21 protein-coding genes are annotated in these 25,316 nt (G+C 71.8%); 5 read left to right on the top strand and 16 right to left on the bottom strand.

The window, feature by feature from the left end:
• Positions 1–66: 66 nt before the first annotated feature.
• Both ACWEQO_RS24065 and ACWEQO_RS24060 read right to left on the bottom strand, forming a co-directional pair.
• Entirely contained in the window at positions 67–2,112 is a 2,046-nt protein-coding gene (locus tag ACWEQO_RS24065) for a flotillin family protein (RefSeq protein WP_452985182.1), read from the bottom strand.
• Between the two features lie 290 nt (positions 2,113–2,402).
• Positions 2,403–2,777 (bottom strand): hypothetical protein, encoded by a 375-nt coding sequence (locus ACWEQO_RS24060; protein ID WP_452985181.1) that lies wholly within the window; start codon positions 2,775–2,777, stop codon positions 2,403–2,405.
• A gap of 257 nt (positions 2,778–3,034) precedes the next feature.
• Between ACWEQO_RS24060 and ACWEQO_RS24055 the strand changes: the two genes are divergently transcribed.
• Complete coding sequence (locus ACWEQO_RS24055) at positions 3,035–4,096, top strand: PucR family transcriptional regulator (protein ID WP_452985180.1); 1,062 nt, start codon at positions 3,035–3,037, stop codon at positions 4,094–4,096.
• A gap of 21 nt (positions 4,097–4,117) precedes the next feature.
• Here ACWEQO_RS24055 and ACWEQO_RS24050 read toward each other — a convergent pair whose 3' ends face one another.
• The 4 genes from ACWEQO_RS24050 to ACWEQO_RS24035 form a co-directional block, all read right to left on the bottom strand.
• The gene (locus tag ACWEQO_RS24050) at positions 4,118–4,939 is read right to left on the bottom strand and encodes a hypothetical protein (RefSeq protein ID WP_452985179.1); all 822 of its coding nucleotides are present in this window, start codon (positions 4,937–4,939) and stop codon (positions 4,118–4,120) included.
• A 108-nt stretch (positions 4,940–5,047) separates the two neighbouring features.
• The gene (locus ACWEQO_RS24045; RefSeq protein ID WP_452985178.1) at positions 5,048–5,509 is read right to left on the bottom strand and encodes a DUF6299 family protein; all 462 of its coding nucleotides are present in this window, start codon (positions 5,507–5,509) and stop codon (positions 5,048–5,050) included.
• 166 nt (positions 5,510–5,675) lie between these two features.
• The gene (locus ACWEQO_RS24040) at positions 5,676–6,074 is read right to left on the bottom strand and encodes a RidA family protein (protein ID WP_452985177.1); all 399 of its coding nucleotides are present in this window, start codon (positions 6,072–6,074) and stop codon (positions 5,676–5,678) included.
• On the bottom strand, positions 6,071–7,198 hold the full coding sequence (locus ACWEQO_RS24035; protein ID WP_452985176.1) for an acyl-CoA dehydrogenase family protein: 1,128 nt from the start codon (positions 7,196–7,198) through the stop codon (positions 6,071–6,073). The genes ACWEQO_RS24040 and ACWEQO_RS24035 overlap by 4 nt, the downstream gene beginning before the upstream one ends.
• A gap of 148 nt (positions 7,199–7,346) precedes the next feature.
• On the opposite strand from ACWEQO_RS24035, the gene ACWEQO_RS24030 reads away from it, so the two are divergent.
• Together ACWEQO_RS24030 and ACWEQO_RS24025 are read left to right on the top strand one after the other, a co-directional pair.
• Entirely contained in the window at positions 7,347–9,038 is a 1,692-nt protein-coding gene (locus ACWEQO_RS24030; RefSeq protein WP_452985175.1) for an AMP-binding protein, read from the top strand.
• A gap of 40 nt (positions 9,039–9,078) precedes the next feature.
• A complete protein-coding gene (locus ACWEQO_RS24025; RefSeq protein ID WP_452985174.1) occupies positions 9,079–9,900 on the top strand; it encodes a PaaX family transcriptional regulator in 822 nt (273 codons plus the stop codon).
• Positions 9,901–9,923: 23 nt separating this feature from the next.
• Here the strand turns inward: ACWEQO_RS24025 and ACWEQO_RS24020 are convergent, their stop codons facing one another.
• Both ACWEQO_RS24020 and ACWEQO_RS24015 read right to left on the bottom strand, forming a co-directional pair.
• Positions 9,924–12,263 carry a bifunctional salicylyl-CoA 5-hydroxylase/oxidoreductase gene (locus tag ACWEQO_RS24020; protein WP_452985173.1) on the bottom strand — a complete coding sequence of 780 codons (2,340 nt, stop codon included), beginning with the start codon at positions 12,261–12,263 and terminating at the stop codon, positions 9,924–9,926.
• Positions 12,248–13,075: an enoyl-CoA hydratase family protein gene (locus ACWEQO_RS24015; protein WP_361453251.1), complete on the bottom strand. Its 828-nt coding sequence runs from the start codon at positions 13,073–13,075 to the stop codon at positions 12,248–12,250. The genes ACWEQO_RS24020 and ACWEQO_RS24015 overlap by 16 nt, the downstream gene beginning before the upstream one ends.
• A 219-nt stretch (positions 13,076–13,294) precedes the next feature.
• On the opposite strand from ACWEQO_RS24015, the gene ACWEQO_RS24010 reads away from it, so the two are divergent.
• Complete coding sequence (locus ACWEQO_RS24010; protein WP_361453248.1) at positions 13,295–13,729, top strand: ATP-binding protein; 435 nt, start codon at positions 13,295–13,297, stop codon at positions 13,727–13,729.
• 47 nt (positions 13,730–13,776) lie between these two features.
• Here ACWEQO_RS24010 and argF read toward each other — a convergent pair whose 3' ends face one another.
• From argF to ACWEQO_RS23975, 7 genes are all read right to left on the bottom strand, one after another.
• Positions 13,777–14,787: an ornithine carbamoyltransferase gene (argF, locus tag ACWEQO_RS24005; protein ID WP_361453245.1), complete on the bottom strand. Its 1,011-nt coding sequence runs from the start codon at positions 14,785–14,787 to the stop codon at positions 13,777–13,779.
• A gap of 92 nt (positions 14,788–14,879) precedes the next feature.
• The gene (locus ACWEQO_RS24000) at positions 14,880–16,109 is read right to left on the bottom strand and encodes an arginine deiminase (RefSeq protein WP_361453242.1); all 1,230 of its coding nucleotides are present in this window, start codon (positions 16,107–16,109) and stop codon (positions 14,880–14,882) included.
• 164 nt (positions 16,110–16,273) lie between these two features.
• Positions 16,274–18,838: a polynucleotide kinase-phosphatase gene (locus ACWEQO_RS23995; RefSeq protein WP_452985172.1), complete on the bottom strand. Its 2,565-nt coding sequence runs from the start codon at positions 18,836–18,838 to the stop codon at positions 16,274–16,276.
• Entirely contained in the window at positions 18,835–20,316 is a 1,482-nt protein-coding gene (locus tag ACWEQO_RS23990; RefSeq protein WP_452985171.1) for a 3' terminal RNA ribose 2'-O-methyltransferase Hen1, read from the bottom strand. The genes ACWEQO_RS23995 and ACWEQO_RS23990 overlap by 4 nt, the downstream gene beginning before the upstream one ends.
• 167 nt (positions 20,317–20,483) lie before the next feature.
• Complete coding sequence (locus ACWEQO_RS23985; protein WP_361453233.1) at positions 20,484–20,741, bottom strand: hypothetical protein; 258 nt, start codon at positions 20,739–20,741, stop codon at positions 20,484–20,486.
• A 311-nt stretch (positions 20,742–21,052) separates the two neighbouring features.
• A complete protein-coding gene (locus ACWEQO_RS23980) occupies positions 21,053–21,517 on the bottom strand; it encodes a helix-turn-helix domain-containing protein (RefSeq protein ID WP_361453230.1) in 465 nt (154 codons plus the stop codon).
• A 389-nt stretch (positions 21,518–21,906) separates the two neighbouring features.
• The gene (locus tag ACWEQO_RS23975; protein WP_452985170.1) at positions 21,907–23,202 is read right to left on the bottom strand and encodes a serine hydrolase domain-containing protein; all 1,296 of its coding nucleotides are present in this window, start codon (positions 23,200–23,202) and stop codon (positions 21,907–21,909) included.
• Positions 23,203–23,818: 616 nt separating this feature from the next.
• On the opposite strand from ACWEQO_RS23975, the gene ACWEQO_RS23970 reads away from it, so the two are divergent.
• Complete coding sequence (locus ACWEQO_RS23970; protein WP_452985169.1) at positions 23,819–24,181, top strand: hypothetical protein; 363 nt, start codon at positions 23,819–23,821, stop codon at positions 24,179–24,181.
• Between the two features lie 295 nt (positions 24,182–24,476).
• On the opposite strand, the gene ACWEQO_RS23965 is transcribed toward ACWEQO_RS23970, so the two are convergent.
• Positions 24,477–25,316, bottom strand: an 840-nt coding sequence (locus ACWEQO_RS23965; RefSeq protein ID WP_452985168.1) for an IS3 family transposase, incomplete at its 5' end; no start/stop codon positions are given.

The raw sequence follows: 25,316 nt of genomic DNA, 5'->3' as shown, positions 1-25,316 counted from the left end.
CGGGAGGGAGGGGTCGGGAGCCGCCGTCCCCTGTGCGGCGGCTCCCGATGGGGGTGGTCGGGCTCGTCAGACCCTCGCGTGGCCGTTCAGTGCGGCCAGCGGGGTGTCCGCAAGTCCCAACTCCCCAGCTTTTTCGATCAGTTGCTGAAGCTGTCCGGTGTTCTCGCCGCCCGCCTTCATCAGCCGCATCAGCAGCGCGGACACCGTCAGGTTCTGTACGTCGGCACTGGAGACGGAGCCCAGCATCCGGCTCAGGTCGTCGGTGAAGCTCGCCGTGCCGTCCAGCCAGGGCCCGGCGAGGGCCTGGGCGGTCTCGGAGTGCTGGACGAACCCGTCGACGCTCTTGCCGAGGGAGATCGACGACATCAGCCGGTCGAAGAACACCGACTCCCCGCCGACGATGTTGATGTCGGCGCTCTCCAGACCGGTCGCGAGGACCGTGGCCTGCGCCTCGGCGACCTGCCGCTGCACGTCCAGGCCGGCGAGCCGTATGTCCTTCTCCGCCTCCAGCCGCAGCCGGTACTCCTCGTGACCGCGGGACGCCTCGTCGAGGGCGGCCATCGCCGCCGCCTTCTCGGTGAGGCCGGCCGCCTCCGCCCTGAGCTTGCCGCTGATGGCCTCCGCCTCCGCGAGCGCCCTGGCCCGTGCGCCCTCGGCCTCGGCACGCATCCGGGCCTCGGCCGCCTCGGCCTCGGCACGGCCGGCCTTCTCGATGACCTCGGCCTCCTTGTCGCGGACCTGCACGGCGGCGAGCCCCTCGGCGGCGGCCTCCGCCTGGACGGCCTCGGCCATCCGCAGCTTCGCCTGTGCGTCCAGGTCGGCGGTCTTCAACCGGGCCTCGGCCAGGGTCAGTTCCTCGGCGGCGCGGTGCGTGGCGGCCTGCTCGGCGGCCTCGGCGGCCTTGATGTCCTTGACCAGCTTCTCCTGCGCCTCGGCCTCGGCGGCGATGATCACGGCCTGGCGCTGCCGCTCCGCCTCCTCCACGGCCCGCAGCTTCAGGATCGACTCCTCCTGCTCGGCGACCGTACGGTCCACCGCGACCCGCTCCCGGACGACCTCGGCGATCTCCCGCTTCTCCGCCTCGACCTCCTTGTCGGCGGCGATCCGGGTCAGCGAGGTCTCCCGCTCGCGGGCGATGACCTCCAGCATCCGGTCCTTCTCGATGCGCTCGCTCTCCACCGCGATGACCCGCTCGCGGTTCTTGGCGGCGACGGCGACCTCACGGGCCTGGTTCTCGCGCTGCACGCCGAGCTGCTCCTCGGTGCGCAGGAAGGCGCTCTGCGCACGCAGCCGCTCCTCCTCCACCACCCGCGCCGTCTCGGCCTCCTCACGGGCCCGTACGGTCTCGATCTCCCGGCGCTGCTTGATCTCCGCGTCGGCCTGGCGGCGCTCCAGCTCCAGGATCGCCTCCCGGGCGTCGACGTTCTGCCGGGTGATCTCCTTCTCCTCGCCGCGCTGGGCCTCGTTGGTGCGGACGTGCTCGATGGCCGTCAGCTCGGTGATCTTGCGGATGCCCTGCGCGTCGAGCACGTTGCCCGGGTCGAGCTGGGACAGCGGCGTCTGCTCCAGGTAGTCGATCGCCGCGTCCTCGAGGTGGTAGCCGTTGAGGTCGACGCCGATGACCTCGATGATCCGGTACCGCAGCTCCTCACGCTTGGTGTAGAGGTCGGTGAAGTCCAGCTGCTTGCCGACGGTCTTCAGCGCCTCGGAGAACTTCGCGTGGAACAGCTCCTGCAGGGTGTCGCGGTCGCTGGCCCGTGCGGTGCCGACCGCCTGGGCGACCTTGACGACGTCCTGCACGGTCTTGTTGACCTTGACGAAGAACGTGATGCGGATGTCGGCGCGGATGTTGTCCTGGCAGATCAGGCCTTCCTTGCCGGCCCGGGTGATCTCGATGGTCTTCACCGAGATGTCCATCACCTCGGCCTTGTGCAGCACCGGCAGCACGACCTGCCCGGTGAAGGTCACGTCGACCTTGCGCATCTTGGAGACGATGAGCGCCTTGCCCTGCTCCACCTTGCGGAACAGCTTGGTCATGACGAACAGGGCGGCGAACACGAGGAGCAGGCAGACGCCGGCGAGCACGGCGACACCCACGGTGGCAGCATCCATGGGACACGTCCTTCAGGGCTTTGTGACGGACAGAAGCGAAGTGACAGGTCGACGCGGGGCGTCGGGAAGGGGAGCGGGCGGAGCCTTTCCCGATGCGGCTCGGTACGGCTCGGCTCTGCTCGGCTCGGAAAAGTCGGCGAACTCAGCGAACTCGACGGACTCGGAGAGCTCGCACGGCGTGGTGGTACGGCGTGGTCGTGCGGCACGCGCGGCCTGCGCGGGAGCCGTGGGGCGGCTCCGCCACGAGACACGTGCGGTGCACCGCCCCGGTTCCCTCCGAGCCCGCGGAACTACCGGGACGGCTCGGGTTCGTCGGGCAGCATCCGGTGCAGCGGGCGCACGAAGAAGCGGGTCAGCCGCCAGGCGGCGAGCAACGCGGCGAACACGACCGGCAGGCGCAGCGACCTCGCGGCGGACCCGTCGGGGACGTGGACGGCCAGCAGCACGGTCGCGCCGGTGGCCAGCAGCCAGGTGAACAGGGCCAGCAGGGAGAGCGCGAGAGCGACCGGCACCCCGCCCATCCCCCAGGCCTCGAGATCCGCGTCCGAGTCGAAGGCGTGGGGAGTGGTGGCGCCCACGGCCACCAGCAGCCAGAAGCAGGCCGCCACCACGAGAGCCGCGGTGAACAGGAGGGTGGGCAGGCCCGTGGCGGCCTCTGCGACCATGTGCATTCCCTTCCCCCCTCTTCCCGTTCGCGGCTCGTCCCGGCGGCAGCACCGACCTCCTCGGGTTCGGTGCCCGACACCTGCCGGTGCCGGGCACCGGAACCATCCGCGGTGCTCCCCGCGGACCATGTTGCCCGCTGCTGATCCATCCGCGCATTGCCGGAACCCGGCAATGTTCACTAGGGTCTTCATGCCGGGTAGGGCATCAACGACACGTCAAGACGGCGTCAAGGGTGCGTCAAAATCGAAGGGGCGATGTGGCAGAGCGGGAGATTCCGGAGGAGTATCTCGAAGGTTATGCCCAGCTCCTGGAGGAGGTCGCGGCCACCGGCCGGCGCCTCTCCCGGGACGAGCTGGCCTCCCGGAAAGCACTGGGGGAACGCGCCGCGGAGGCGGGCTTCGGACTGCGTGCCCTGGTGCGTACCCATCTGACCGCCGCACGCGACGCCTGGCCGCGCGGCCACACCGACTCGGCCGAGGCGGCGCTCTCCGCCGTCCAGCAGGCCGTGGACGCCTTCGCCGAGGGCTACGAGCGGGCGCAGCGGCTGGCGGTCCGTCGGGAGGAGGCGGCCCGGCGGGAGTTCATCGACGACCTGCTCCACGGGCGCAGCGACCTGGGCCGCCTCGCCGAACGCGCGGACCGCTTCGGGCTGCGGCTGTCCCAGGAGCACGCGGTCGCCGTCGCCCGGGGTCCCGTCGCCTACGACGAGGGGGACGCCGTGCCGCGGCGGGTGGAGCAGGCCCTCGTCGCCCGGTTCGGTGACCGCAGCATCCTGCTCACCACCAAGGACGGGCGGCTGCTGTGCGTCGCGCCGGGCCACCACGGCGAGGTGCTCACCCACTTCGCCAAGCAGGCGCACGCCGCGACCGACGGCGGCCAGGTCGCCATCGGCCGCCCGCGGTCCGGGCCCGGCGGTGTCGTCCACTCCTACGAGGAGGCCCTGCGCACCCTGGAGATAGCCGAACGGCTGGGGCTCGACGAGCCGTTGCTGCGCGCCGCCGATCTGCTCGTCTACCCCGTCCTGGCCCGCGACCGGCAGGCGATGGCCGATCTGGTCCACAACACCCTCGGTCCGCTCACCACGGCCCGGGGCGGCGCCGGGCCTCTCCTCGACACGCTCACCTCGTACTTCGACTCCGGCTGTGTCGCGGCGGAGGCGGCCCGCCGACTCTCGCTGAGCGTGCGGGCGCTGACGTACCGTCTGGAACGCATCCACAAGCTCACCGGCGCCGACCCGTCGGATCCGGCGCACCGTTACATGCTCCAGACGGCGGTCATCGGCGCCCGCCTGCTGGCCTGGCCGGCCAACGACCTTTGATTCCCGTGGGGTCGGCCCGTCTCAGGCGGTGGGCAGGATCTCCCGGCGGATGTCGTCGCGGTCCATCGCCGTGAGCCGGGGCACCTCGGTGTTCCAGTGCCTCGCCAGGTCCTCCAGGGCGTCGGTCAGGGCCCGTTGCAGTCGTCGCCGGCCCAGAGCGAGGGCGAGGGCCGCCACCGGGCGGAACAGGCGGCGGCCTCGTACGCGCACGGTGACCGTCACCTCCCATCCGTCCTCGACGGGGTCCGGCCGCGGTACCGCCCGCAGGTCCGCCCGCGCCGCGCCGCACTCCAGCCGGGCCCGCAGCGGTGCGGAGCGCGGGGCCCGTCCGGTGTCCGTGGCGGTCCACCAGTCGTCGAGCCGCAGTCGGGCCCGGCCCGTCGGCCGGGACAGCGCGGACCACACGCCGTCGATCCGTGCCCTCCCCCCGATCTCGGCCTCGCGCGGCCGGTCCGGGCTGCGCAGGGTCCCCTCCCCCACCAGGACGGCGTCCGCCCCGGACACGTCGATCCCCAGCCGCAGCCCACGGCGCCGGTTCCACTCCCGCACGGTGACCCGAACCGAGTCGCCGGGGTCCCCCGGTGTCCGTTTTTCCTCCGCGGGCTCGGGCCTGTCCCCGTGCTCGGGCCCGGGCTCGTGGAGCACCGCGTCGTACACCGCGCCGGGCCGGAGATGACGCCCCCCGGTCAGCCGTACGTCCGGCAGCACGCGGCCGTCCGGCAGCAGTACCCGCCCCGCCTCCACGCGGCTGCTCTCCGCCGAGTCCACCAGGACGGCGAGGACGTCGGCGAACCAGTCGCGCGGAACAGGGGCGAGCACCACCGTGTGGCTGAGTGAGACCATGCCGCCACGATGCCGGGCCGCCCGCGCCCGGGACCAGGCAGGCCCGCGGCAGAAACGGCGCCGGTGGCCTTCCGGGTCCCGGCAGCACGGCGGGTGGGAGCCGCCCGCTCAGTCCTGGACCAGCTCGACGGTCTGCCGCTCGACCGCGTGGAAGTCCGGCAGCAGCAGGCCGTCGGAGGACCTCAGCTCGATGAGGGTGGCCTCGACGTCGGCGGCACCGGCCTTCAGGGCGCCGGAGGGGACGCGTCCGGTGTTCTCCCAGCGGTGTGTCTCACCGTCGCACACCGCCCGGGTGCCGCTGACGGAGTACTGCGTGGTGGCGGGTTCCTGGCGGACGGAGGAGCCGACGAAGACCGGCCCGGTGGCGTCCAGACAGCGGTACGTGCCGGAGAGGGTGAGGCTGCCGTCGGCGGCGATCCGCCCCTCGGAGTCCACCGTCACGGTCTCCTGGGGAGCGACGGCGGACACCGCCGGCGGTGCGGCCACGACGGCGCCGAGCAGCAGCGCCCCGCCGACCGCAGCGCCGGCGAGGAGGGAACGCGCGGACACGGGCGCAGGGGGTACGGACACGGGGAACCTCCCGGAGGTGGGGAACGGGGGCGACCACCCGGACCCGCAGAGCGGGCCGGCAACGGTGATCCTTACCCCCTTCGGTGGCGAGTCGGCACCGGCCATCGGAGGGACCGGCCGCCGCACCGCGAGGTCGGGGGCGGCAGGGGCTCAGGGCCGCAGGAGGTCAGGGCAGCAGGGCGAAGCCGTCGAGTTCCACCATCGCCTGCTCGTCCCACAGGCGGGCGACCTCGACCACCGCCATCGCGGGGTAGTGGGCGCCGGCCAGTCGCCGCCAGACGCGGCCGAGCTCGCGGGCGTGGGCGCGGTACGCGGCGACGTCGGTGGCGTAGACGGTGACGCGGGCCAGGTCGGCCGGGGCGCCGCCGGCGGCGCGCAGGGCGGTGAGGAGGTTGGCGAGGGCCCGGGTGAACTGCTCGGGCAGGGTGTCGCCGACGACCTTTCCGTCGCCGTCGAGGGCGGTCTGGCCGGCCAGGAACACCGCCCGGGAGCCGGTGGCGACGACGGCGTGCGAGAAGCCTGCCGGGGGACACAGGTCGGGCGGGTTGACGCGCTCGGTGGTCATCGGCCCTCCAGGCTCTTGTACAACTCCTTGGCGATGATGTCCCGTTGGACCTCGCTGGCCCCCTCGTAGACGCGGGGTGCGCGGACCTCCCGGTAGAGGTGTTCGAGCAGGTGCCCGCGTTGCAGGGCCCGCGCGCCGTGCAGTTGGACGGCCCGGTCGACGACGTACTGCGCGGTCTCGGTGGCCAGCAGCTTGGCCATGGCGGCGCGGCGGGGGACGTCGGGGGCGCCCGCGTCGTACGCCGCGGCGGCCGCGTACACCATCAGGCGGGCCGACTCCGTGCGCAGGGCCATCTCGGCGACCTGGTGGGACACCGCCTGCAGCTCGCTCAACCGGCCGCCGAACGCCTCGCGGTCGGCGGTGTGTTCGAGGGTGGCGTCCAGCGCCGCCCGCGCCATGCCGACCGCGAACGCGCCGACGCTGGGCCGGAACAGGTTGAGGGTGCCCATGGCGACCCGGAAGCCGCGGTCCACCTCGCCGAGCAGGTCGTCGGCGCTCACCGGTACGGCGTCGAGGGTGAGGGCTCCGACGGGGTGCGGGGAGAGCATGTCGAGGGCGGTGCCGGTGAGGCCCGGGCGGTCGGCGGGCACCAGGAAGGCGGTCACGCCGCGGGCGCCGGCGCCGGGGGTGGTGCGGGCGAAGACGGTGTAGAAGTCGGCCTCGGGCGCGTTGGAGATCCAGCGTTTCTCGCCGGTGAGCCGCCAGCGGCCGGGGCCGTCCGGGTCGGCGGCCAGGGAGAGCGCCGCCGCGTCCGAGCCGGCTGCCGGCTCGCTGAGCGCGAACGCCGTGACCGCCGTGCCGTCCGCCACCCGGGGCAGCCAGCGGGCCCGCAACTCCTCGGCGCCGTGGGTGTGCACGGGGTGGGCGCCCAGGCCCTGGAGCGCGAGGGCGGTCTCCGCCTCGGTGCAGCCGTGGGCCAGGGACTCGCGCATCAGGCACAGGTCGAGCGCGCCGGAGGTGAACAGGCGGGGCAGCAGGCCGAGGGCGCCGAGTTCGGCGACGAGGGGCCGGTTGACCCGGCCCGGTTCGCCCTTCTCGGCGAGCGGGCGCAGACGCTCGGCGGCCAGCGCGCGCAGCCGTTCGCACCAGGCGAGTTGTTCCGGTTCGAGCGAGAATGCGGTCATCGCCGGTCCCTTCCCTCCCCGCGCCCGACGAGGCCCGTCCGGAGGCGCGTCCGAGTGGACCCCGCCAGGCTATCGCGAACCGTTGACTGTCGTCATCAACGCGATACGCTCCTGAGGCGAGCCCACCACACCGAGGGGGCGAACCGTCATGAATCCACGGGCCACCGGGCACCCGCACCCCACCGGGCACCCGCACCCCACCGGGCACCTCGACACCTTCGCCCGCGACCACCTCCCGCCACCCGGCCAGTGGCCCGAACTCCGCTTCGACCTGCCGGAGCTGGACTACCCCGAACGGCTGAACTGCGCCGCCGAGCTGCTGCACGGCCCGCCGGACGGCCGCCCGGCGTTCCGCACCCCCGACGGCGGCGTGTGGACGTACGGCGAGCTGCGCGCCCGTGTGGACCGGCTCGCGCACGTCCTCACCGGCGAGCTCGGCATCGTCCCCGGCAACCGGGTGCTGCTGCGCGGCCCCACCACGCCCTGGCTGGCCGCCTGCTGGCTGGCGGTGCTCAAGGCGGGCGCGGTCGCCGTCACCGTTCTGGCCCAGCAGCGTCCGCACGAGCTGAGCACCGTCTGCGAGATCGCCGCCGTACGGCACGCGCTGTGCGACGTCCGGTCCGTCGACGACCTCGCCAAGGCGGAGGTCCCGGGCCTGCGGATCACCCCGTACGGCGGTGACGCCCCGGACGACCTGCTGAACCGTCCGGCGCCCGGCACGCCGTACGAGGCCGTGGACACCGCGGCGGACGACGTGGCGCTGATCGCCTTCACCTCGGGCACCACCGGCCGCCCCAAGGGCTGTATGCACTTCCACCGGGACGTGCTCGCGATCGCGGACACCTTCTCCCGGCACGTCCTGCGGCCGGAGGCGGACGACGTGTTCGCCGGCAGTCCGCCGCTCGGCTTCACCTTCGGCCTGGGCGGTCTCGTGGTCTTCCCGCTGCGGGCGGGCGCCAGCGCGCTGCTGCTCGAACAGGCCCGTCCCGCACAGCTGTTGACCGCGATCGCCGAGCACCGGGTGTCGGTGCTGTTCACCGCGCCCACCGCCTACCGGGCGATGCTCGACACCCTCGACGGGCACGGCGGACACGACGGTCGCGGCGGACACGACGGTCGCGGCGGACCCGACATCTCGTCGCTGCGGCGCTGCGTCTCGGCGGGCGAGAACCTGCCGGCGGCGACCTGGCGGGCCTGGCACGAGCGCACCGGGCTGCGGGTCATCAACGGCATCGGCGCCACCGAACTGCTGCACATCTTCATCTCCGCCGCCGACGAACGGATCAGACCCGGGACCACGGGAGTCCCGGTCCCCGGATGGCGGGCGCGCGTGCAGGACGCCCACGGCGTTCCCGTGCCCGACGGCGAGCCGGGGCTGCTCGCGGTGTGCGGGCCCGTCGGCTGCCGCTACCTCGCCGATCCGCGCCAGCGGGAGTACGTGCGCGGCGGCTGGAACGTCACCGGCGACACCTATGTCCGCGAGCCCGACGGCTACTTCCGCTATGTCGCCCGCGCCGACGACATGATCGTCTCGGCCGGGTACAACATCGCGGGCCCCGAGGTCGAGGACGCCCTGCTGCGCCACGCGGACGTCCTGGAGGCGGCGGTGGTCGGGCGGCCCGACGAGAGGCGCGGCCAGGTCGTGGTGGCGTACGCGGTCCTCAGGGAGGGCGCCGAGCGGGACGCGGAGGCCCTGCGCGCCTTCGTGAAGTCGGAGCTCGCGCCGTACAAGTGCCCGCGCGAGATCGTCTTCCTGGACGCGCTGCCGCGCACCGCGACCGGCAAACTCCAGCGGTTCCGCCTGCGCGCCGCCGCCAGAACGGGAGCTGACCAGGGATGACACCGGTGCCGGGAGCCCGGGTAGATCAGGACGACCTAAGATGATCAACGTGTCCGACCAGTCCGCGCAGCCCGCTCCGAGGTCTCTCATCGTCACGCTCTACGGCGCCTACGGCCGCTTCGTGCCGGGCCCCGTACCCGTCGCCGAGCTGATCCGGCTGCTGGCCGCGGTCGGCGTCGACGCCCCCTCCGTGCGGTCCTCGGTGTCCCGGCTCAAGCGGCGCGGGCTGCTCCTCCCGGCCCGCACCGCGCAGGGCGCGGCCGGCTACGAACTGTCACCGGACGCGCGCCAGTTGCTGGAGGACGGCGACCGCCGCATCTACGCGACCGCCGCCCCCGGCGACGAGGGCTGGGTGCTCGCGGTGTTCTCCGTGCCGGAGTCCGAGCGCCAGAAGCGGCACCTGCTGCGCTCCCGTCTGTCCGGCCTCGGTTTCGGCACCGCCGCGCCCGGTGTGTGGATCGCGCCCGCCCGGCTGTACGAGGAGACCCGGCACACCCTCCAGCGGCTGCGGCTGGACGGTTACGTCGACTTCTTCCGCGGTGAGCACCTCGGTTACGCGCCCACCGCCGAGGCGGTCGCCCGCTGGTGGGACCTCGAGGGGATCGCGAAGGAGCACGAGGCGTTCCTGGAGCGCCACGCGCGGGTGCTGGACGCCTGGCGGGGGCGTGCGGACACCCCGCCCGAGGAGGCCTACCGCGACTACCTCCTCGCCCTCGACTCCTGGCGCCACCTCCCCTACACCGACCCGGGCCTGCCCGCCGGCCTGCTGCCCGCCGACTGGCCGGGAGCCCGGTCGGCGAGCGTCTTCCGGGGACTGCACGAGCGCCTGCGGGACGCGGGGGCCGACTTCGCCGGACTGTGACCCCGCAGGCCGGCCCCGTCTCCTCAGCCGCCCAGGGTCAGCCGGGGCCGGGGGGCGTCCGTGCGGCCGGTCCGCGGGGGCCGGCGGCCGGCCAGGTAGGGCGCGGGCCAGGCGACGCCCTCCCCCTCGTAGCCCTGCTCGGCCGCCGCGTGCAGGGTCCAGTGCGGGTCGTAGAGGTGGGGGCGGGCCAGCGCGCACAGGTCCGCACGCCCGGCCAGGATCAGCGAGTTGACGTCGTCCCAGGAGGAGATCGCGCCGACGGCGATCACCGGGACACCGGCGCGGTGGCGGATGCGGTCGGCGAACGGCGTCTGGTAGGAACGGCCGAACTCCGGCTTCTCGTCGGACACCACCTGCCCGGTGGACACGTCGATCGCGTCGGCGCCGTGCGCGGCGAAGGCACGGGCGATGGCGACGGCGTCCTCGGCCGTGGTGCCGCCGTCGGCCCAGTCGGTGGCGGAGAGGCGGACGGTCACGGGCCGCTCCGCCGGCCACACCGCGCGGACGGCGTCGAAGACCTCCAGCGGGAAGCGGAGCCGGTGCTCGAGCGGGCCGCCGTAGGCGTCGGTGCGGTGGTTGGTCAGCGGGGAGAGGAAGCCGGAGAGCAGATAGCCGTGGGCGCAGTGCAGTTCGAGCAGGTCGAACCCGGCGTGCGCGGCCCGTTCGGCCGCCGAGGTGAACTGATCGCGAATGTCGTCGAGTTGGGCGACGGTCAGTTCGTGCGGGGTCTGGCTGTCCGGCCGGTAGGGCAGGGGGGAGGCGGCGACGAGGGGCCAGTTGCCGGTGTCCAGCGGCTCGTCCATGCCCTCCCACATCAGCTTGGTCGAGCCCTTGCGGCCGCTGTGGCCGAGCTGCACGCCGATCGCGGTGCCGGGCGCCGCGGTGTGCGCGAAGTCGGTGATCCGCCGCCATGCCGCGGCCTGACCGTCGGTGTAGAGACCGGCGCAGCCGGGCGTGATGCGTCCCTCGGCGCTCACGCACACCATCTCCGTCATGACCAGCCCGGCTCCGCCCAGCGCACGGGCGCCCAGATGGACGAGGTGGAAGTCGCCGGGGACGCCGTCGGCGGCCGAGTACATGTCCATGGGGGAGACGACGACCCGGTTGCGCAGGGTCAGTTCGCGCAGTCGCAGCGGGGTGAACATCGGGGGCGTGCCGGGCGGGCAGCCGAACTCGCGCTCCACGGCCCCGGTGAAGCGGGCGTCACGCAGGCGCAGGTTGTCGTGGGTGACCCGGCGGCTGCGGGTGAGCAGGTTGAAGGCGAACTGCCGGGGCGGCTCCGCGAGGTACAGCTCCAGGTCCTCGAACCACTCCAGGCTGGCCCGCGCCGCCCGCTGGGTGGAGGTGACCACGGGCCGCCGTTCCGTCTCGTACGCGTGCAACGCGGCGTGCAGCGTGGGGTGTTCGCGTAGACAGGCGGCCAGGGCCAGGGCGTCCTCGACGGCGAGCTTGGTGCCGGAGCCGATGGAGAAGTGGGCGGTGTGGGCGGCGTCGCCGAGCAGCACGACGTTGCCGTGCGACCAGCGGTCGTTGACGACCGTGCGGAAGGTCGTCCACGTGGACTTGTTGGACCGCAGCGGACGGCCGCCGAGGGCGTCGGCGAAGATCTTGGCGCAGCGCTCGATCGACTGCTCCTCGTCGAGTTCACCGAACCCGGCGGCCCGCCACACCTCCTCGCGCATCTCGACGATCACCGTGGAGGCGCCGGCGGAGAAGGGGTAGCCGTGCAGTTGCATCACGCCGTGCGGGGTCTCGGCGATCTCGAAGCGGAAGGCGTCGAAGGCGAAGTCCGCGGCCAGCCAGATGTAGCGGCAGCGGTGCTCGGTGATCCGGGGGCGGAAGACGTCCGCGAAGGCGGCGCGGGTGCCGCTGTGCACCCCGTCGGCGGCCACCACCAGGTCGTACGTCCGGGCCAGGTGCGCGGGGTCCGGCGCCTCGGCGCGAAAGCGCAGGTCGACGCCGAGGGAGCGGCAGCGCTCGTGCAGGATCTCCAGCAGCCGGCGCCGGCCGAGGGCGGCGAAGCCGTGGCCGCCGGAGGTGTGGCGCACCCCGCGGTGGACGATGTCGATGTCGTCCCAGCGGACGAAGTCCGACCGGAGCGCCGCGTGGACCACCGGGTCGGCGTGCTCGATGCCGCCGAGGGTCTCGTCGGACAGGACGACGCCGAAGCCGAAGGTGTCGTCGGGGGCGTTGCGCTCCCAGACGGTGACCTCGCGCGCGGGGTCGAGGCGTTTGAGCAGCGCCGCCGCGTACAGGCCGCCGGGCCCTCCCCCGATCACCGCGACCCTCCGGGCGCGGGGGCCGGGCACGGCTGCGGGGTCCGTCCCGGCCGTGGGGCCCGTCACGGCTACCGTCCCCGCCATTTCGGGGAGCGCTTCTCGGTGAAGGCCGCGTGGAACTCGGCGTAGTCCTCGCCGTTCATGAGCAGGGCCTGGGTGGCGGCGTCCAGCTCGACGGCGGCGGCCAGGGGCATGTCCAGTTCGGCCGTGAGCAGCGCCTTGGTCTGGGCGTACGCCAGCGCCGGGCCGTCGGCCAGGCGGTGGGCTAGCGCCTGGGCGGCCTCGCCGGCCCCGCCGTCGTCGGCGAGGAGGCTGATCAGGCCGATCCGCTCGGCCTCGGGCGCCCGGACCGGTTCGCCGAGCATCAGCAGCCGGGTGGCGTGGCCGAGGCCGACCACCCGGGGCAGCAGATAGGCGGCGCCCATGTCACCGCCGGACAGGCCGACCCGGGTGAAGAGGAAGGCGAAGCGGGCGGTGGGGTCGGCGACCCGGAAGTCCGCCGCCAGGGCGAGCACGGCCCCCGCGCCCGCCGCGACCCCGTGCACCGCGGCGATCACCGGGAACGGGCACTCCCGGATCGCCCGTACGGTCTGCCCGGTCATCCGGTTGAAGTCGAGGAGCTGGGCGGTGTCCATGCCGAGGGTCGCGCCGATGATCTCGTCGACGTCGCCGCCGGAGCAGAAGCCGCGCCCCTCCCCGGCCAGCACCAGGGCCCGCACCGCCCGCTCCCGGGACAGCTCGGCGAGCAGGTCGCGCAGGTCGGCGTAGGCGCCGAAGGTGAGCGCGTTGAGCTTGTCGGGGCGGGCGAGGGTGACGGTGGCGACGCCGTCGGCGAGGTCGACGCGCAGATGCTCCCAGCGGGGGGTGCGGGCGGCGGAGCCGGTGAAGGGACTCATGAGGGCGGCCTCCTCGGGCGGGCGCGCCGCGCGGTGTCGCCCTGCGGCTGCTGCCCTGCTCACTGAGCTCTACCCCGCGAAGCTATCATCCATCTCTGACTGTCGTCACGAGTGCGCGACAGATGGATCCGGGTGCCCCTGAAAGGGTCCGGAGGGCGCCCCGTACGATTGAGTGATTGAAAGCAGGACCGCCTGCCTGCTCTCCCCGATCGGACCCACGTGCACGAATCCCTGACCTCCCCCTCCTGGCGCGTCGCACTGCCGCACACCACCGCGGCCGTGCCCGTCGCCCGTGCTCTGGTCCGTACGGCGCTGGCCGAACGGCGGCACGCCGCGGACAGCGACACGGCGGAGCTGCTCACCGCCGAGCTGGTGGCCAACGCGGTGGAGCACACCTCCGGGAACACGCCGATCGAGCTGGTGGTGGAGCTGTTGCCGACCGGCTGCCAGGTCGAGGTGCACGACGGCGACCCGGCCCCGCCCGGCGACCTGACCCGCCCCACCCTCGAGGCTCCGGACCCCTGGCAGGAGCACGGTCGGGGGCTGCTGCTGATCCGCGCCCTGAGCTCGTCGTGCGGCCACCGCCTCACCGAGACCGGCAAGGCGGTGTGGTTCCGGCTGTCGGCGGTGCCGCGCCAGCGCCGGCCCGCCTGAATCGGCGCCGGACCGCCCGAGAACGCCGGCGCCGGCCCGTCCCGGCCTCAGGCCAGGGTCGCCACCAGGACCGCCTTGATCGTGTGCATCCGGTTCTCCGCCTCGTCGAAGACGACCGAGTGCTCCGACTCGAACACCTCGTCGGTCACCTCCAGCGACTCCAGCCCGTGCTTCTCGTGCACCTCGCGCCCGACCAGGGTGCCCAGGTCGTGGAAGGCCGGCAGGCAGTGCAGGAAGCGGACGCCGGGGTTGCCGGTGGCCCGGAGCACGTCCATGGTCACCGCGTACGGCGCGAGGGCGGCGATCCGCTCGTCCCAGACCTCCTGGGGCTCCCCCATGGAGACCCAGACGTCGGTGGCGACGAAGTCGACGCCCGCGACCCCCTCGGCGATCTCCTCGGTGAGCGTGATCCGGGCCCCGCTGGACTCCGCGAGCGCCCGCGCCCGGTCGACGACCTCCTGGGCGGGCCAGTACGTCTTCGGGGCGACGATCCGCACGTCCATGCCCAGCAGGGCCGCGGTGACGAGGTAGGAGTTGCCCATGTTGAAGCGAGCGTCGCCGAGGTAGGCGAAGGAGATCTCCGTGACCGGCTTCCCGCCGCCGTGCTCGGTCATGGTGAGCACGTCGGCGAGCATCTGGGTGGGGTGCCAGTCGTCGGTCAGGCCGTTGTAGACGGGCACGCCCGCGTGCTCGGCGAGGGTCTCCACGGTGGACTGCGCGTCGCCCCGGAACTCGATCGCGTCGAACATCCGGCCGAGCACCCGCGCGGTGTCCTTCGCGGACTCCTTCTTGCCGATGTGCGAGCCGCTCGGGTCGATGTACGTCGTGGAGGCGCCCTGGTCGGCGGCGGCCACCTCGAAGGCGCAGCGGGTGCGCGTCGAGGCCTTCTCGAAGATCAGCGCGATGTTCCTGCCCCGGAGGTACCGGGTCTCGGTCCCGGCCTTCTTGGCGGCCTTCAGCTCCGCGGCCAGGTCGAGCAGGCCGAGGAACTCCTGCGCGGTGAAGTCCACCTCCTTGAGGAAGTGGCGGCCGGCGAGGGCGGTCGGGACTGTCGCCATGGGGCGCTCCAGAGATGCAGGTACAGGGGACATCTGGAACTCTATACGAATCTCAGAATTTATATGCAAACACCTGTCGGCATCCCTGCCCCCTACCCCTGCACCGCGTCCCGCTCGACCGGACAGCTCATGCAGCGCGGTCCGCCCCTCCCCCGGCCGAGTTCGCTGCCGGGGATCTCGATCACCTCGATGCCCTGCTTGCGCAGGTGCGTGTTGGTGGTGGCGTTGCGCTCGTAGGCGACGACCACGCCCGGCTCCACGGCCAGGACGTTGCAGCCGTCGTCCCACTGCTCGCGCTCGGCCGCGTGGACGTCCTGGGTCGCGGTCAACACCCGGATCTCGCTGAGCCCGAGCGCGGCGGCGATGGCCCGGTGCATGTGCTCCGGCGGATGGTCGGTGACCTTGAGCTCCTTGTCCCCGGCACCGGGTTCGATGGTGTACGAACGGAGCATGCCGAGGCCGGCGTACTGGGTGAAGGTGTCGCCGTCGATCATCGTCATCACCGTGTCCAGGTGCATGACGGCGCGCCTCTTCGGCATGTCGAGGGCGACGATGGTCTCGGCGGAACCGGCGGCGAACAGCTTGTGCGCGAGCATCTCCACGGCCTGCGGGGTGGTCCGCTCGCTCATGCCGATCAGCACCGCGCCGTTGCCGATGACCAGGACGTCCCCGCCCTCGATGGTGGACGGGTAGTCGGCCTGCCCCTCGGACCAGACGTGGAAGTCCTCCCCGCGGAACAGCGGGTGGTGCCGGTAGATCGCCTCGAAGTGCACGGTCTCGCGCTGCCGGGCGGGCCACCGCATGGCGTTGATGGAGACGCCGTCGTAGATCCAGGCGGAGGTGTCCCGGGTGAAGAGGTGGTTGGGCAGCGGGCGGAGCAGGAAGTCGTCGAGTTCCATGGCGTGGAAGCGCACGGACGTCGGTTCGGGGTGGACGTCCAGGAACTCCCGCTTGGTCATCCCGCCGACCAGCGCCTCGGTGAGCTCGGCCGCGGGCAGCGGCTCGAACGCCGCGCGGAGGTGGTCGGTGGCCAGCGGGCCGTACTCCTTCTCGTCGAAGACACGGTCCAGGACGAGCTCGCGGGCCGCCGGGACGTCCAGCGTCGAGGCGAGCAGATCACCGAAGAGGTGGACGGTGACCCCCCGGTCGCGCAGGACGTCGGCGAACCCGTCGTGCTCGGCGCGCGCCCGGCGCACCCAGAGCACGTCGTCGAAGAGCAGGGCGTCCTTGTTGCTGGGGGTGAGCCTTTTGAGCTCGAGATCGGGCCGGTGCAGGATGACGCGGCGCAGCCGTCCGGCCTCGGAGTCGACGTGGTAGGTCATGTATCCATCCTGACCGCCTGTGCGAAGGTTCACCCCTGCGCGGACGGGACGAAAATCGGCCTCCGGCCGGCCGGTGCGCGGCGGTCCGAGCGGACCGGAAGCGGACCGGGGACCCGCTGGGTGGCGGGCCCCCGGCCGACGGCGAGGAGTACGGCAGGGGACCCCTACAACCTTGGGTCGACCGGCTCCGACTCCAGTGCCAGGACGCCGAAGACCGCCTCGTGCACCCGCCACAGCGGCTCCCCCTCGGCGAGCCGGTCCAGGGCCTCCAGGCCGAGCGCGTACTCGCGGACGGCCAGGGACCGCTTGTGGCCCAGGGACCGGCCGCGCAGCCGGGCCAGGTTCTCGGGGCGCGTGTACTCGGGACCGTAGATGATCCGCAGGTACTCGCGGCCCCGGCACTTGATCCCGGGCTGCACCAGGCGGCCCTTCGGATCGCGGACCAGGGCGCCGACCGGCTTGACGACCATGCCCTCGCCGCCGCGTCCGGTCATCTCCAGCCACCAGTCGACGCCCGCCCGCACCGACTCCGGGTCAGCGGGGTCCACGTACAGGCGGCGGGTGGTCCGCAGCAGGCCGGTGGCGTCGTGTTCGACCATGCGGTCGAGCAGGGCGAGCTGCTCGTCGTGCGGCAGCGCGGCGAGGCTGCGGCCCTGGACGGCGAGGATCTGGAACGGGGCGAGGCGCACGCCGTCCAGTCCCTCGGTGGGCCAGCAGTAGCGGCGGTAGGCGTCGGTGAACGCGGCGGCGTCGTCAGCGCGTTCACGCTGGCGGTCCAGGAGCTCCTTCACCTCCACGCCCCGGGCGGCGGCCTTCTCCAGGGCCGCCAGCGCACCCGGGAACACCGTGCCGGAGGCGGCGCCCACGGCGGCGTACTGCGAGCGCAGCAGCCCGGCCGCCTTCAGCGACCACGGCATCAACTCGGCGTCCAGCAGCAGCCACTCCGTCTCGAGCGCGTCCCAGAGCCCGGCCCCGGTGATCGCCGTGCGCAGCCGTCCGAGGATCTCCTCGGTGACCGCGGCGTCGTCGAAGAACGGGCGGCCGGTACGGGTGTAGAGCGATCCGGCCGGGCCGTCCTCGACGCCGAAGTGCCGGGCGGCCGCGGCCGCGTCCCGGCAGACCAGGGCGACCGCCCGCGACCCCATGTGCTTCTCCTCGCACACGACACGCTCGACCCCGTCCTCCCGGTACTGGGCGAAGGCCTCGACCGGGTGCTCCAGGTAGCCGTCCAGGCGGGAGGTGGCCGTGGGGGCCATGGTCGGCGGGAGGTAGGGCAGCAGCCGCGGGTCGATCGCGAAGCGGCTCATGACCTCCAGCGCGGCGGCGGCGTTCTCCTCGCGCACGGCCACCCGGCCGGCGTGCCGGGTCTCCACGGCCCGGCGGCCGTGCACGTCGGCGAGGTCCAGCGGACGGCCGTCCTGCCCGCCGGGGGCCTCGGCGCGCAGCGGGCGGACCGGCTCGTACCAGACCCGCTCGGCCGGCACGTCGACCAGTTCCCGCTCCGGCCAGCGCAGCGCGGTGAGCTTGCCGCCGAAGACGGCGCCGGTGTCCAGGCAGATGGTGTTGTTCAGCCAGGTCGCCTCGGGGACCGGGGTGTGGCCGTAGACGACGGCGGCCCGCCCCCGGTAGTCCTCGGCCCACGGGTAGCGCACGGGCAGGCCGAACTCGTCGGTCTCGCCGGTGGTGTCGCCGTACAGGGCGTGACTGCGGACCCGGCCGGAGGTACGGCCGTGGTACTTCTCCGGCAGCCCTGCGTGGCAGACGACCAGCCGACCGCCGTCGAGGACGTAGTGACTGACCAGCCCGTCGACGAACTCCCTCACCTCAGCCCGGAATTCCTCACTCTCCCGATCCATCTGCTCGACGGTCTCGGCAAGTCCGTGGGTGTGCTGGACCTTGCGGCCCTTCAGGTACCGGCCGAACTTGTTCTCGTGGTTGCCGGGCACGCACAGCGCGTCGCCCGACTTCACCATGGACATCACCCGCCGCAGCACACCCGGACTGTCCGGCCCCCGGTCGACGAGGTCACCGACGAACACCGCAGTGCGGCCTTCGGGGTGCACCCCGTCGACGTATCCCAACGCACCGAGCAGCGCCTCCAGTTCGGTGGCGCAGCCGTGGACGTCGCCGATGATGTCGAAGGGCCCGGTGAGGTGGGTGAGGTCGTTGTACCGCTTCTCGGTGACGACGGTGGCGTCCTCGACCTCGGCGACACCGCGCAGGACGTGCACCTTGCGGAAGCCCTCGCGCTCCAGGCTCCGCAGGGAACGGCGGAGTTCGCGGATGTGCCGCTGCACGACCCGGCGGGGCATGTCCGCGCGGTCGGAACGGGCCGCGTTGCGCTCGGCGCACACCTCCTCGGGCACGTCGAGCACGATGGCTATCGGCAGCACGTCGTACTGCTTCGCCAAGTCGATCAGTTGACGCCTGGCGTCCTGCTGGACGCTGGTGGCGTCGACGACGGTGCGACGGCCCGCGGCGAGCCGCTTGCCCGCGATGTAGTGCAGGACGTCGAAGGCGTCCCCGGACGCGCTCTGGTCGTTCTCGTCGTCGGCGACCAGGCCGCGGCAGAAGTCGGAGGAGATGACCTCGGTGGGCTTGAAGTGCCGGCGGGCGAAGGTGGACTTGCCCGACCCGGAGGCCCCGACGAGGACGACGAGGGAAAGGTCGGTGACGGGCAGAACCCGGCCCCCGGCGCTTCGGGCTTCGACAGTGGTCTCGCTGCTCATGCCGCCTTCGCCTCCTTCTTCTCGTCCACGGTCTTCTTGTCCACGGTCACGAACACGGCCATCTGGGTGGGCGGTCCGACCTCCGGGTCGTCCGGCCCCACGGGCACGAACTCGACCTCGTAGCCGTGCCGTTCGGCGACCCCGGCCGCCCAGCCGCGGAACTCCTCACGGGTCCACTCGAAGCGGTGGTCGCCGTGCCGGACGTGCCCGGCGGGCAGGCTCTCCCAGCGCACGTTGTACTCGACGTTCGGTGTGGTCACGAGGACCGTACGGGGGCGGGCCGCGCCGAACACGGCGTACTCCAGGGCGGGCAGCCTCGGCAGGTCGAGGTGCTCGATCACCTCGCTGAGCACGGCCGCGTCGTACCCCTTGAGCCGCTTGTCGGTGTACGACAGCGAGCCCTGCATCAGCTTCACCCGCGCCGCCTGCCGCTCCCCCATGCGGTCCAGCTTGAGCCGCCGGGAGGCGATGGTGAGCGCCCGCATCGACACGTCGAGGCCCACGATCTCGGTGAAGGCCGGGTTCCGCAACAGCTCCTGCACCAACTGGCCCTGCCCGCACCCGAGGTCGAGCACCCGGGCCGCCCCGGACGCGCGCAGCGCGGCGACGATCGCGTCCCGGCGCTGCACGGCGAGCGGGGTCGGCTTCTCCTCGCTCTCGCTGTCCTCCCCCACAGCGTTGTCGATCTCCTCGACCTCACTGTCGTCCGCCTCGGCCAGCCGCACCAGCTCGAGCCGTTCCATCGCCTCCCGCGTCAGCGACCAGCGCCGGGTGAGGTAACGGCTGGTGATCAGCTTCTGCTCCGGGTGGCCGGGCAGCCAGCCCTCACCGGCGCGCAGCAGCTTGTCCACCTCGTCGGCCGCCACCCAGTAGTGCTTGGCGTCGTCGAGGACGGGGAGCAGGACGTAGAGGTGGCGCAGGGCCTCGGCGAGGGTGAGGGTGTCCGCCTCCAGGACCAGGCGTACGTACCGCGAGTCACCCCACTGCGGGAACTCGGTGTCCAGGGGCACCGGCTCGGCCGTGACCGTCCAGCCGAGCGGCTCGAAGAGCCGGCCGACCAGCGCGGAACCGCCGCGCGCGGGCAGCGCGGGTACCTCGATGCGCAGCGGCAGCGGCTGCCCCGGCAGCTCCGGGCGGGCCTTGCACACACCGCGCATCGCGCTGGAGAAGACCGCGCTCAGCGCGACGGCGAGCAGCGAGGACGCCGCGTACGGGCGGTCGTTGACGTACTGCGCGAGCGCGGCGTCGGGCGCGCCGCCCCGCCCCTTGCCCCTGCCCCGCCGGACCAGCGTCACCGCGTCCACCTCCAGCAGCAGCGCCGCCGTGCAGCGCTCGGCGTCCGCCTCGGGGTAGAGGACGTGCGCCGTGCCGTAGGAGGTGGAGAACGCCTGCGCCTTCCCGGGATGCTTGTGCAGCAGAAAGCCCAGGTCGGTCGCGGGGCGCTCGGGGTCGCCGGTGGTACTGATCGTCAGGAACACGTGACCGAGTATGGGCGGCGTCGGGCCCACACCGACACTCAATTACCGCGCGAACCACAGCGCCCACCACCAGGCCGGCAGACAACCGACCTCAGAGGAAACCCTCCGGGCACCAGTCCGACAGAGCAACCCCACGCCGATCGCTTCCGCTCCGCTCCTTGAGCTCGCTAGTTCACAGCTCCCGGTCCAAGACGTAGAGCGGCCACGGACTCGGCAAGACCTGATCGTTCCAGCTGGCCCAACACGTCATCGAACGTCTGCGGCGGACGCCGTCGAGAGGTGGCGATCTCCTGCACGCAGGCATAGACGACGCGATCGTCCAGCCCCATGAGATCCATCATGAACTCATCGGCGGTCCTGCGTTCGATGCCCCAGTTCGCCAGGTAGTCGGGCGGGAAGTCCTTGCGGTTGTTCGTAACGATCACTTGGGCGCCCGCCTGAATGGCCGCAGCCAGGCACGTGCCTGTCGTCCATGTCGGGCAGCTTGAGCCCTTCGATGAGAGGCTCGAAGCCCATGACCAGGCAATCGCGTACGGCCCCGTTCATGAGGGACCTTCGACGCTCCAAGACCTCAGGAGCGATGTTGTAGTCCCGCGCGATGTTCCGGTCCACCTCATCGAGGATCATGTCGGTCCATCTGGCACGGACGAACCCTCTCTGACCGACACGGATCAATAAGTCACGCAGCGTGTTCGGGTACAAGACGCATGCATCGTAGATCGCAACAAAAGCCATGTCAGAGCAGCCCCAGCTCCTGATCCATCTCCATCAGCCCGTCGGCTGCGTCCTTGCGCCTTGCATCGTCCTCGCGCAGGTACTGGCGCAGATCGGCAAAGCGGACACGGCGGTGACGCCCCACGAGCCTGAACGGAATCTCGCCGGACTCGAGCAGACCGATCAAGTACGGACGGGAGACGTTCAGCACGTCGGCGGCCTGCTGGGTCGTCAGCTCCGCATCGACCGGCATGATCTGGACGCCTTGCCCGCTGGCGAGGGCCGCCAGCATCGATGCGAACATCTCCGCCACGGGCCGCGGCAGGACGAGGGCTTCGTCGTCGGCTCCCGTTTCCAGGCGGACCTGGATGCCCTCATCACTCTGGGCTGTGCGCGAAAGATAGTCGTTGAGCCGCCGCAGCGCCCGCTGCGCATCGCTTGCGTCGACCACGCCCGGTTCGAGCTTCTTGCCCGTTGCAGTCCTCATGACGCCCTCCACTGTCGTATCCGAATTATTCGCAACAAGCGAAACATCCGCAACCTGATCTCGGGTAGCCACCTATGAACGGGTGAAGTCCGCCCTGTTCACGGGCACCCGGGCATGTCTCCTCCTGCGCCAGGCCAGGCGATACCACCAGACCCTCAGAGCTGCCATACATCGACCGATACGTCCAGGTCAGCAGCCATACAGCCACGCAAGCGCCATCACTTCCGAGCTGAGATCGCGAGCTCGATTCTCGTCACCCGCTCCACGGCAGAGCCCCCAGGTCAAAGACCTGGGGGCTCTGCCGTGCGGACCAGTGGCGGCCGGCACACCCCCGCGAGGGACGCCGAGGAAGGGCTTCGCCCGTACGTCCGCACCGGGCGGGCCGGGTCTCAGCTGCGGGGAACCCACTGACCGGGAGAGAGGTCCGCTCCGGGCAGACTCTCGGGAAGCAGTCGCCGGGCGCTTGCGACCGCCTCACGGGACTCCGGGGTCCCGCAGAGCGCCTGAACGATGTGCCCATGGAGGGCGTCGTCGATCGGGCTCGGCTCCAGCGCCGTGCCGTCCTCGTTGAGGCGCTGGTACTTCATGAGGTTCCAGCCCATGGCGAGTTGACGCTTGCCGTCGCGGCTGGACAACGCGACCGTGCCGGCACCGAAGACCGCTCCGTCATGGCCCCAGAAGCGGCCGCAGCCGGGCAGGTCGATCACGTAGATGCCGAGGCCGTAGTCGATGATGCCGCCGGCGGCGACGGGGACCGTGCTCAGCATCTCGTCCAGGGCGGCCGGTCCGATCAACTTGCCCGTCAGCAGGGCGCGGTAGAAGCGGTTCAGGTCGTCGGTGGTCGAGACGATCGCACCCGCGGTGGACGCCCACGACATGTCGTAGACGCTGTAGTCACGAGGTGGGTCGATCAGGCCGTAGAACGACTCGTACATCCGGGAGTGCGGGCCCTTGATGTACGGGGCGCGCGGGTAGGAGGTCGCGTGCAGCCCGGCCCGGTCCATGACATTGCGGGTGATGTACGTCCCGGCGTTCTGGCCGGTGACCTTCTCCAGGAGCAGCCCGGCTATCACGTAGTTGGTGTTGGAGTACGACCCGGGCTGCTCGCCGGGCCGTCCGGTGGCGGGTGCCGCCAGACCGAGCCGCACCAGTTCCTCGGGACGGATGGAACGGAAGCGTTCTTCGTCGAGGCTGGCCGTGGAGTCGGCGGCGAGGGAGGGGAAGGCGCCCAGAACGTAGTCGCCGATCCCGCTGGTGTGGTTGAGGAGCATCCGCACGGTCACGTCCCGGCCTCGCTCCCCCTCGACCAGGTCCGGGAGGTACTCGCCGACCGGCGCGTCGAGCCGGATCCGGCCGCGTTCCACCTGCTGGAGCACCGCGACTGCGGTGAACGTCTTGCTGATGCTGCCCACGCGGTGCTGCATGCCGGGCTTGACCGGACGCCCGGTGTCCACATCGGCGAGCCCGGACGCGCCGGTCCACCGCTCGGTCCCCTCACGAACGGACGAGTAGCTGCCGTACATGCCTGCTTCGTGGACGGCGTCCAGCGTGGTGCGCAGAGCGGCGCGGTCCAAGGACCCGGCCGTCGACGAGGCGGTTTCGGTGCCGGCCGATGCCGTCGGCACCGCGGTGACCATTAACAGCGCGGCGCCGAGGACCACTCCGGCAAGTCGGTTGATGCGCAAGGCTTTCCCTTCCTGGTGGCAAACCGTTCCCGGGGTAATCCTCGTGGGTCATCAACGCGTCTTACATCCTTCCTGCGGATGATCACCGACACAGCCGTTTTCCTGACACCTCGTCACATCACGTGATTCATGCATCCGCGGGGGTGCCATCCGACAAGGCTCTTCACGGACAGACTGGCGCTGTCGAGCGGCACATCCGCACCATCAGCTCTCGGCGGCGCCTCCCTGTGGTGCGCACGGCCGCCGACCTGGTGTCGCCCACCCGGTTCGGCCGCCTCGCAGGCTCCTGCCACCTCTCCCTCGGAAACCACCGACGGGCCGAAACCCCTGCTGGCCGGCACCGCGGAGAAACTACGGGACAGGCGAACGTCACGCTCGATCGCGCTGGGGAACCTTACGCCCGTCCGTATCCGTCAACGCGACGTCGAGGCGGGGGCGGCCGGTCTCACCGAGGCCATCACCGAGCTGGAGACCACACGCGGAGGCGGCGGCATGAACATCGTCTTCGGAGCCGCCCGCGAACTGCGCCCCTGGCGGCAGGAACCCCTCGTCGCGGAGGTCCACGACAGACTGCTCGGCCTGATGACGGCAGCGTAGGAGAGAGAAGGAGACACCGGTGGCAGCCAACTCCCTGGACCACGCCAAGCAAGCGGTACGCACGCAGGTCTGGGACGCCCTGACCGCCGCGGACGCCGTCCACGACCCCTCCGTCCACGGCCGCATCCCCCACTTCAAGGGCTCCGAACAAGCCGCGGCCCGACTCGCGAGGCTCCCGGCCTGGCAGCGCGCGAGCGTCGTCAAAGCCGTACCGGACAAGGCCCAGCTCCCGGTTCGGGCACGGGCCCTGAAGGAGGGCAAAACCGTCTACACCCTCCAGGTGACCGGCACCCCGATCCCCACCACCGCGTACCAGGATCCGGCGTGGCGGCCCTTGACTCGGCCATTGAGCCTCCGCCGACCTGCTTGTTCCTGCTCGTGACGTCCATCGCCCTGCACAATGAGGCCAGAGGGAGGGGTATTCGTGGCTTGGGTACGGGTGGCGTGGGACTTGGTCTTCGCAGCCGTCTGCGTGATCGTGGCATGCAACCTTCGCGACTCTGCGTGGCGCGTACACGGCTACGCGGCGAATCGCATCGGGGTGAGCCGTCTCTTCACCCCCACGACCGTAAGGATCACGTTCGGCATTCTCAGCGTCGTCGTGATCGCAGAAGCAGCAGTTCGACTGTGATGACCCGGGCACCTGAAGTTCCCCCCTGATCGTGGACAGCGGGTGGCTACGCTGCGGGGGCGAGGTCTTGCGTCGTCAGTGCCCTGGTCTCGAGTGGGGTGACGTACCCGTAGACGGGGTGCTTGCGTAGACGGGTGCGGTTGTACTCGACCTCGATGAAGCGGAAGACGTCAGCTCGGGCGGCCTCATGGGACTCCCAGACGATGGTTCCGATCTCCGCTTTCAGCAGCCCGAAAAAGCTTTCGGCTGCGGCGTTATCGTAACAGGAGCCCGTTCTGCCCATGCTCTGCCGCATTTTCAACTTCCGTAGCTGGCCGCGGTATTCGCGCGAGGTGTATTCGGATCCGCGGTCCGAGTGTGCGATGCAGCCCTCCTTGAGCATCCCGCGGCCGGCGGCCATCTTCAGCGCATCGATGACCAGCTCGGCGCGGTGGTGATCGGCCATCGCATAGCCGATCACCTCCCGGGTGGCCAGGTCGATGACGGTGGCGAGGTACCACCAGCCGGCAAGGGTGGGCAGGTAGGTGATGTCCGAGACCAGCTTGGTGCCGGGCTCGACGGCGGTGAAGTCACGTCCGACCAGGTCAGGGGAGAAGACGGCCTTCTTGTCCGGCCGGGTCAGGCTGCGGCGCCTGCGGCGCGTGATGCCGCGGAGGTCGTGCTCGCGCATCAGCCGCTCGACCCTCTTGCGGTTGATCCGCCGTCCCGTGCGGCGCAGTGCGGCCGTGATTCTCGGGGAGCCGTAGGCGCGGCGGGACTGGGTGTGGAGCCTGCGGATCTCCGTGACCAGCTCGCTCTCCTGGTCCGCTCGTGCCTCGGCGGCCGGGCGTGCGGCACGCCAGGCGTAGTAGCCGGAGCGGGACACTCCCAAGACCCTGCACATCAG

Source organism: Streptomyces sp. NPDC004051 (genome assembly GCF_053604275.1).
Note: the sequence above shows the minus strand (reverse complement) of the source record. Positions and strands in the feature narration are given on the sequence as shown.

Coding starts and splice junctions, on each gene's coding strand:
- argF (WP_361453245.1), bottom strand. CDS start 14,787: ATGGCGACAGTCCCGACCGCCCTCGCCGGCCGCCACTTCCTCAAGGAG.
- ACWEQO_RS24040 (WP_452985177.1), bottom strand. CDS start 6,074: ATGACCACCGAGCGCGTCAACCCGCCCGACCTGTGTCCCCCGGCAGGC.
- ACWEQO_RS24000 (WP_361453242.1), bottom strand. CDS start 16,109: ATGACCTACCACGTCGACTCCGAGGCCGGACGGCTGCGCCGCGTCATC.
- ACWEQO_RS24065 (WP_452985182.1), bottom strand. CDS start 2,112: ATGGATGCTGCCACCGTGGGTGTCGCCGTGCTCGCCGGCGTCTGCCTG.
- ACWEQO_RS24050 (WP_452985179.1), bottom strand. CDS start 4,939: ATGGTCTCACTCAGCCACACGGTGGTGCTCGCCCCTGTTCCGCGCGAC.
- ACWEQO_RS24025 (WP_452985174.1), top strand. CDS start 9,079: ATGATCAACGTGTCCGACCAGTCCGCGCAGCCCGCTCCGAGGTCTCTC.
- ACWEQO_RS24060 (WP_452985181.1), bottom strand. CDS start 2,777: ATGGTCGCAGAGGCCGCCACGGGCCTGCCCACCCTCCTGTTCACCGCG.
- ACWEQO_RS24015 (WP_361453251.1), bottom strand. CDS start 13,075: ATGAGTCCCTTCACCGGCTCCGCCGCCCGCACCCCCCGCTGGGAGCAT.
- ACWEQO_RS24035 (WP_452985176.1), bottom strand. CDS start 7,198: ATGACCGCATTCTCGCTCGAACCGGAACAACTCGCCTGGTGCGAACGG.
- ACWEQO_RS23995 (WP_452985172.1), bottom strand. CDS start 18,838: ATGAGCAGCGAGACCACTGTCGAAGCCCGAAGCGCCGGGGGCCGGGTT.
- ACWEQO_RS24030 (WP_452985175.1), top strand. CDS start 7,347: ATGAATCCACGGGCCACCGGGCACCCGCACCCCACCGGGCACCCGCAC.
- ACWEQO_RS24020 (WP_452985173.1), bottom strand. CDS start 12,263: ATGGCGGGGACGGTAGCCGTGACGGGCCCCACGGCCGGGACGGACCCC.
- ACWEQO_RS23980 (WP_361453230.1), bottom strand. CDS start 21,517: ATGAGGACTGCAACGGGCAAGAAGCTCGAACCGGGCGTGGTCGACGCA.